General features: G+C 62.1%; 7 protein-coding genes. 6 read left to right on the top strand and 1 reads right to left on the bottom strand.

The genetic code is table 11. The annotated features are described in order from the left end of the window. Positions 1–89 precede the first annotated feature (89 nt). From hemA to QOC89_RS08950, 6 genes are all read left to right on the top strand, one after another. Positions 90–1376 (top strand): glutamyl-tRNA reductase, encoded by a 1287-nt coding sequence (hemA, locus tag QOC89_RS08975; protein WP_323044699.1) that lies wholly within the window; start codon positions 90–92, stop codon positions 1374–1376. Positions 1377–1493: 117 nt separating this feature from the next. After that, positions 1494–2576: a peptide chain release factor 1 gene (prfA, locus tag QOC89_RS08970; RefSeq protein ID WP_323044698.1), complete on the top strand. Its 1083-nt coding sequence runs from the start codon at positions 1494–1496 to the stop codon at positions 2574–2576. Positions 2577–2582: 6 nt separating this feature from the next. Further along, positions 2583–3425, top strand: a complete 843-nt coding sequence (gene prmC, locus QOC89_RS08965; protein ID WP_323044697.1) for a peptide chain release factor N(5)-glutamine methyltransferase — start codon at positions 2583–2585, stop codon at positions 3423–3425. 113 nt (positions 3426–3538) lie between these two features. Continuing rightward, positions 3539–3850 (top strand): Grx4 family monothiol glutaredoxin, encoded by a 312-nt coding sequence (gene grxD / locus QOC89_RS08960; protein ID WP_179734661.1) that lies wholly within the window; start codon positions 3539–3541, stop codon positions 3848–3850. 61 nt (positions 3851–3911) lie between these two features. Continuing rightward, the gene (locus tag QOC89_RS08955) at positions 3912–4511 is read left to right on the top strand and encodes a UbiX family flavin prenyltransferase (RefSeq protein ID WP_323044696.1); all 600 of its coding nucleotides are present in this window, start codon (positions 3912–3914) and stop codon (positions 4509–4511) included. A 222-nt stretch (positions 4512–4733) separates the two neighbouring features. Then, positions 4734–5519 (top strand): class III extradiol ring-cleavage dioxygenase, encoded by a 786-nt coding sequence (locus QOC89_RS08950; protein WP_323044695.1) that lies wholly within the window; start codon positions 4734–4736, stop codon positions 5517–5519. A gap of 126 nt (positions 5520–5645) precedes the next feature. On the opposite strand, the gene QOC89_RS08945 is transcribed toward QOC89_RS08950, so the two are convergent. Continuing rightward, a complete protein-coding gene (locus tag QOC89_RS08945; protein WP_323044694.1) occupies positions 5646–7241 on the bottom strand; it encodes an APC family permease in 1596 nt (531 codons plus the stop codon). Positions 7242–7396 lie beyond the last annotated feature (155 nt).

Here is a 7396-nt window from a genome sequence, read left to right as displayed (position 1 = left end):
GAAGCCGTTGTGGACGCGGGATGAGCCGTCTACCAGGTAAGAATCGTGAAAAAGCTATAATATTAGGCTAAACCATAGTTTCCCCCCATATGCAGCTTCTCACGATCGGAATCAATCACCACACTGCGCCTGTCGCCTTGCGCGAACGCGTGGCGTTTCCGCTCGAACAGATCAAGCCTGCGTTGGACACCTTCAAGAACATCTGGCTGGGCCGCACCGCCCGCACGGCCCCGGAAGCAGCCATTCTGTCCACCTGTAACCGCACCGAGCTCTACTGCGCGACCGACGACCAGGCCGCGCGTGAAGCTGCGATCCAGTGGTTCTCGAAGTACCACGATCTCCCCATCGACGAACTCGCGCCCCATGTGTACGCATTGCCGCAGTCGGAAGCCGTGCGTCACGCGTTCCGCGTCGCCTCGGGGCTCGATTCGATGGTGTTGGGCGAGACGCAAATCGTCGGACAAATGAAGGATGCGGTACGCACGGCGTCTGAAGCCGGCGCGCTCGGCACCTATTTGAACCAGTTGTTCCAGCGCACCTTCGCCGTCGCGAAGGAAGTGCGCACCACGACCGAAATCGGCTCACAGTCGGTTTCCATGGCGGCCGCCGCCGTGCGGCTCGCGCAGCGGATTTTCGACAAGGTTTCGAACCAGCGCGTGTTGTTCATCGGCGCGGGCGAAATGATTGAGTTGTGCGCCACGCACTTCGCGGCGCAGCAGCCACGCGAACTGGTGGTCGCAAACCGCACCGCCGAGCGCGGCACGCGCCTCGCCGAACGCTTCAATGGCCGGGCTATTCCGCTGTCGGAACTTCCCGCGCGCATGCATGAGTTCGACATCATCGTGTCGTGCACCGCCTCCACCCTGCCGATCATCGGCTTGGGCGCGGTCGAGCGGGCCGTGAAAGCGCGCCGTCACCGGCCGATTTTCATGGTCGATCTGGCGGTGCCGCGCGATATCGAAGCCGAAGTCGGCAAGCTCGAAGACGTCTTCCTGTACACCGTCGACGACCTCGGCGCGATCGTGCGCGAAGGCAATGCGTCGCGCCAGGCCGCGGTCGCTCAAGCGGAAGCGATCATCGAAACGCGTGTGCAGAACTTCATGCAATGGCTCGACGCGCGCAGCATCGTGCCGGTGATCCGCCACATGCATACGCAGGCCGACGTGCTGCGTCGCGCTGAAGTCGAACGCGCGCAGAAAATGCTCGCACGCGGCGAAGACCCGGCAGCGGTGCTCGAAGCGCTGTCGCAATCGCTCACCAACAAACTGATTCACGGCCCCACGCACGCGCTCAATCGCGCGAGCAGCGAGAACCGTGACACGCTCATCGAGCTGATGAGCGGCTTCTACAAACACTCCGGTTCCACGGAGCGTTAGCGGCGCAGCCACTGCCGCACCGTCCGCGCCACCCTGTGGCCCGCGACGTGCTTCCGACCAGGGCATCCGCCCACTCCCCTATGTCGTCCTTGCCGGAGTCCGCTCCGATACCGTCAGATGAAAACGAGCATGCAACGCAAGCTCGACCAGCTCACTATCCGGCTGGCCGAATTGAACGACCTGTTGAGCCGCGAGGACATCACCTCCAATCTCGACCAATATCGCAAGCTCACGCGTGAGCATGCCGAGCTCGGGCCGGTCGTCGAGCATTACGCGCTGTGGCGCCATGCAATGAACGACGCGGCGACCGCGCAGGAACTGCTGGCGGACGCGTCGATGCGCAACTTCGCGGAAGAAGAAATTCGCGCGGCACGCGAGCGGATGGAAAAGCTCGGCGGCGAATTGCAAAAAATGCTGCTGCCCAAAGACCCGAACGACGACCGCAACATCTTCCTCGAAATCCGCGCCGGGACGGGCGGTGACGAATCGGCGCTATTCGCGGGCGATTTGCTGCGCATGTACTTGCGCTTTGCCGAACGCAATCGCTGGCAGGTCGAGATGATGTCGGCGAGCGAATCGGACCTGGGCGGCTACAAGGAAGTGATCGTGCGGATTGCCGGCGAAGCGGCTTATTCCAAGCTCAAGTTCGAGTCCGGCGGCCATCGCGTGCAGCGCGTGCCGGCAACCGAAACACAGGGCCGCATCCACACATCGGCGTGCACGGTCGCGGTCATGCCGGAGGCGGACGAAATCGGCGAAGTCGAGATCAATCCGGCCGATCTGCGAATCGACACGTTCCGTGCGTCCGGCGCGGGCGGGCAGCACATCAACAAAACCGACTCGGCCGTGCGTGTCACGCACTTGCCGACGGGGATCGTGGTCGAATGTCAGGACGACCGCTCACAGCACAAGAACAAGGATCGTGCGTTGAAGGTGTTGGCCGCGCGCATCAAGGACAAGCAGTCCCATGAGCAGCAGGCAAAGGAAGCCGCCACGCGTAAAAGCCTGATCGGTTCCGGCGACCGCTCGGAACGGATCCGCACTTATAACTTCCCGCAAGGCCGTCTGACGGATCACCGGATCAATCTGACGCTCTATCGCCTCGACGCAATCATGGACGGCGATCTCGATGAATTGATCGCAGCCTTGGTCAGCGAGCATCAGGCCGAGTTGCTGGCATCGCTCGGCGACGCAGACTAAACCCCAATGGACTCGGTCACGCCCGCCGCGCTGTTGCGCGCCTCGCCGCTGCCGCCGCTCGAAGCGAGAATTCTGCTCACGCACGTGCTTGGGTGGCGGCCTACGCAGTTGATTACGCGCAGCGATGAAGCGCTCGACAGCAAAGCGGTTGAGCAATACCGGACCCTGGAAACGCGGCGTGTCGCCGGTGAGCCGGTCGCGCAACTGGTCGGCGCACGCGAGTTTTTCGGGCTTGATTTCGAAGTGACGCCACACGTACTGATCCCGCGTCCCGAAACCGAATTGCTGGTCGAAACGGCGCTGACCGCCATGGAAAACATGTCGCGGCCGCGCGTGCTCGATCTCGGCACCGGCACCGGTGCGATTGCGGTGGCGATTGCGTCGATGCGGCCGGATGCGCGGATTTGGGCGCTGGATCGTTCGGCCGAAGCGCTGGCGATCGCCACGGGCAATGCGGCGCGCCTGCTCGACGCGCAACGCCCCGGCGGCGCTTTAGTGCTGCAGCAAAGCGACTGGTACGGCTCGCTCGACACCGCCTTGCGCTTCGACGTGATCGTCAGCAACCCGCCGTATATCGCGAGCGGCGATCCGCATCTGACGCAAGGCGATCTGCGCTTCGAACCGCGCGGCGCGCTCACCGACGAAGCCGACGGGCTCAGCGCAATCCGTAAGATCGTCGCGGGAGCGCCCACACGGTTGGCTGGCAACGGCGTATTGTGGATCGAACACGGGTACGATCAGGCAGAAGCCGTACGCAATTTGCTGACGGCGCAAGGTTTTACGCACGTGCGCTCGGAGCGGGATCTCGCCGGCATCCAGCGAATCAGCGGCGGACAGTGGCCTGGCTAACCTCGACGGATAGCCTCGAGCGCCAGGGGACGAAGCGGCCCTCGGCCGGCCGTACCGAAATCCGCTATCATTTCAGCCTATTCCCTACACATCACGGAACCGCAAGGTCAGTCATGGATACGCAACAACGCATCAAGCAAATCGTCGACGACAACAACGTCGTCCTCTTCATGAAGGGTACCGCTCAGTTCCCGATGTGCGGCTTTTCCGGCCGCGCCATCCAGATCCTGAAGGCGTGTGGCGTCGGTGAAATCAAAACCGTCAACGTGCTCGAAGACGACGAAGTCCGCCAGGGAATCAAGCAGTTCTCGAACTGGCCGACCATTCCGCAGCTCTACGTGAAGGGCGAATTCGTCGGCGGCTCGGACATCATGATGGAAATGTACGAATCGGGTGAACTGCAGCAGCTGTTTGCCGCGGCTTAAGTGCCCGTTGTAGTGGCCGCTGTCCGACCCTCTGCTGTGCTCCGATAAGGTGCCGCGAGCCATGGAAACACGCGCTGCGGCACCCCGCCGGCTGATCGTCGCGATCACCGGTGCAACCGGCGCGATCTACGGCATCCGGTTGCTCGAGACGTTACGCAGGCTGGGCGGCGTCGAAAGTCATCTGCTGATTTCGAGCGCCGGCTGGCTCAATATCCAGCATGAACTCCAGTTGAGCAAAGAAGACGTGCATCCGCTCGCGGATGTCGTCCATTCGGTGCGCGACGTCGGCGCGAGCATCGCGTCCGGCTCGTTTGCCACCGACGGCATGGTCGTCGCGCCCTGCTCGATGAAGACGCTTGCCAGCGTCGCGCACGGTTTTTCCGACAACCTGATTACCCGCGCCGCCGATGTCACGCTCAAGGAACGCCGCCGCCTCGTGCTGCTGGTGCGCGAAACGCCGTTCAATCTCGCGCATCTGCGTAACATGACGGCCGTCACCGAAATGGGTGGCGTGATCTTTCCGCCTGTTCCCGCCTTCTATAACCAGCCCGCCTCGATCGACGAAATGGTCGATCACACGACGGCGCGCGTGCTGGATCTGTTCGCACTTGCGCCGGCCATGTCGCCGGCGTGGCACGGATTGCGCGGCGCGCAGGAGTAATCACGGCGCAACCGTGCCGCAGCTGCGAGTAGCGCAACGGCAGGCGCTGTGTTGCAGGGGCTTGGCGAGTGGGACGAGCGGAGCCCGAAAATCATGCAATTGCCTTTAATAACCCCCGCGACATAATCAATTCCGTTTTCACCTGTTTATTAAACACGGGTACGGACTTATATTGATAGTAACCCTACTTTCGCGCCGCGTTCCCGCGGCGGCGTTGCTGCCATGAATCGCTTACCGTCGCTGTTCCTTTCCCACGGCGCGCCTACGCTGCCGATCGACCCGCTCCTGCCGTCCGCCGAATTCGGCACGCTGTCGGCGCACCTACCGCGTCCCCAAGCCGTTCTAATGCTGTCGGCCCATTGGGGCACGGCGCAGCCGGTGGCGAGCACGTCCACGGCGCCGGAAACCATTCACGATTTCTCCGGCTTCCCGCGTCAGTTGTATGAGATTCAATATCCGGCGCCCGGCGCGCCCGAGGTGGCACGCCGGGCTGCTGCGCTGCTCGGCGAACACGGCATGCTTGCCGCCGCGCAGCCGCATGGGCTCGACCACGGCGCATGGGTACCGATGCTGCTGATGTTCCCGGCGGCCGACGTGCCGGTCGCACAGTTGTCGATCCAGCCGCACATGGACGCCGCCCACCACTTCCGCGTGGGTCGCGCGTTGCGCTCGCTGAAAGACGACGGCGTGATGGTGATCGGCTCGGGGCAGATCACCCACAACCTGCGCGCCGCCGACTTCTCCGCGCGCCCGGAAGACGCCGATCCGCGCGTGGCCGAATTCACCGACTGGTTCGAGGCCAGGCTCGCCGCGCATGACATCGACGCGCTGCTCGACTACCGCCGTCGGGCGCCGCACGCGGTACTGATGCATCCGACCGACGAGCACCTGTTGCCGGTATTCGCCGCGCTGGGCGCGGCGGACGACGATTATTCGCTGGCGATTCAGTCGCTCGGGACTTATCAGCGCTCGCTCGCCATGACGAATTACGTTTTCGGCACTGCCTGATTCCAGGCGAACGCGGCAGCATCCTGGCAAGTAAACGAAAAAGCCCGCCTGAGCAAGTCAGGCGGGCTTTTCCATACTGCGCCCGATCAGCAAAATCCTGCAGAAGACTTAGCGCAACGCGGCAACTTAATGGGCGCCCATGCCTTCGAGCACTTCGTCGTGCGTCTGACGCTCTTCGAGGTAGTCCGAGCGATAGCCGCTGTGCACACCCCAGTAGTAGAACACCAGAGAAAACGCGATCACCACCAGCATGTCCCAGCCATACGGCAGGATGCCGTGGCCGCCGAATTCCTTGCTGCCGATCAGCGACAGGATCGCCATTACCGGCAGATAGGCCACAAGCCACCATGCAGCCTTCAGGTCACGCCCCCAGCCGCTGAAACCCGACTTTGCCTGGAAGTAGAAGTACACCGGCAGCGCGACGACCATCAGCAGAATGATCTCGCCGGTCAGCGGCCACTTGGCCCAGTACAGAATCAGCGATGCACACACGAAGGCGAACGGCGCAATGATTTTCATGCCCGGAATGTGCAGCGGACGCTCCAGATCCGTCGCCGCACGACGCAACGCCATCAGGCTGATCGGGCCCGTCAGGTACGAGATCACGGTTGCAACCGAGATCACCGCTGCCAACGAGCTCCAGCCGCGGAAGAAGAACAGAAAAATGAACGACACGAACAGGTTGAACCACATCGCCTGACGCGGTACGCCGTAGAACGGGTGCACGTTGCCGAACATCTTCGGCATCGTGTTGTTGCGCTCCATTGCGTAAATCATGCGGGTGGTGGTCGCCATGTAAGTCGTGCCCGTGCCGCTCGGGCTTACGAACGCGTCGACGTACAGCAGGATCGCCAGCCAGTTGAGGTTCAGCGCGATCGCCAGTTCCGCAAACGGCGAAGCGAAGTTGAAGTGGCTCCAGCCTTTCATCACATCGCCGGGGCTCACCGCGCCGATATACGCGATCTGCAGCAGCACGTAGATCACGAGTGCCAGCAGGATCGAGCCGATCACCGCGAACGGCACGCTCTTGGCCGGATTGCGCGCTTCGCCGGCGAGGTTGATCGGGCTCTGGAAACCGTTGAAGGCGAACACGATGCCGCTGGTTGCCACGGCCGTCAGCACAGCCGACCAGCCATATGGCGCGAAGGTGCTCACTTCGCCGAAGTTTTCCTTGTGGAAACCCGTCAGCATCAAGCCGAGAATGGTCGCACCCGGAATCAGGAACTTGAAAACCGTAATCGCCGAATTGGCGCGCGCGAAGAGTTTCACGCCCCAGTAGTTCAACAGGAAGTAAATGATCACCAAGGCCGCGGACAGCAATAGCCCATTGGTCGTCAATGAGCCATCCACGAATAACGCATGCGCCCACGAATACGGCCAGGTGCTCATATATTGAATGGATGCTTCAGCCTCGATAGGAATCACCGAGACAATAGCAATCCAGTTGGCCCATGCACTGATGAACCCCACCAGCGCGCCATGCGAATAGCGAGCGTAACGCACCATCCCGCCCGACTCGGGGAACATCGCGCCGAGTTCCGCGTAGGTCAGTGCAATCGCGAGAATCACGACCGCGCCGATGACCCAAGCACAAATTGCAGCGGGTCCGGCGATTTTTGCAGCCTTCCACGCCCCGAACAGCCAGCCCGATCCGATGATCGAACCCAAGCCGGTCAGCAATAGCGCGACCGGCCCAATGTTCCGTTGTATGGAACTTTTCACATCTTCTCCTGTGTCGACCAGAGTTAGCGCTTTAGCGCTTACTCTGGTCCCATACACCAAACGTCGATCAGAGTTCGTGCGTCAGCACTTTCCGGTCCCGAGCAAATTGCAGCAGATCCATGCCGACACCCCGTGACGTCGCTTGTGGCGTGCAG

The sequence above is a fragment of the Paraburkholderia sp. genome (genome assembly GCF_034668105.1).
GTDB lineage: Bacteria > Pseudomonadota > Gammaproteobacteria > Burkholderiales > Burkholderiaceae > Paraburkholderia.
Note: the sequence above shows the minus strand (reverse complement) of the source record. Positions and strands in the feature narration are given on the sequence as shown.

Excerpts from the sequence above, each read along its gene's own strand:
- prmC (WP_323044697.1), top strand. The coding sequence starts at position 2,583 with ATGGACTCGGTCACGCCCGCCGCGCTGTTGCGCGCCTCGCCGCTGCCG.
- hemA (WP_323044699.1), top strand. The coding sequence starts at position 90 with ATGCAGCTTCTCACGATCGGAATCAATCACCACACTGCGCCTGTCGCC.
- grxD (WP_179734661.1), top strand. The coding sequence starts at position 3,539 with ATGGATACGCAACAACGCATCAAGCAAATCGTCGACGACAACAACGTC.
- QOC89_RS08955 (WP_323044696.1), top strand. The coding sequence starts at position 3,912 with ATGGAAACACGCGCTGCGGCACCCCGCCGGCTGATCGTCGCGATCACC.
- QOC89_RS08950 (WP_323044695.1), top strand. The coding sequence starts at position 4,734 with ATGAATCGCTTACCGTCGCTGTTCCTTTCCCACGGCGCGCCTACGCTG.
- prfA (WP_323044698.1), top strand. The coding sequence starts at position 1,494 with ATGAAAACGAGCATGCAACGCAAGCTCGACCAGCTCACTATCCGGCTG.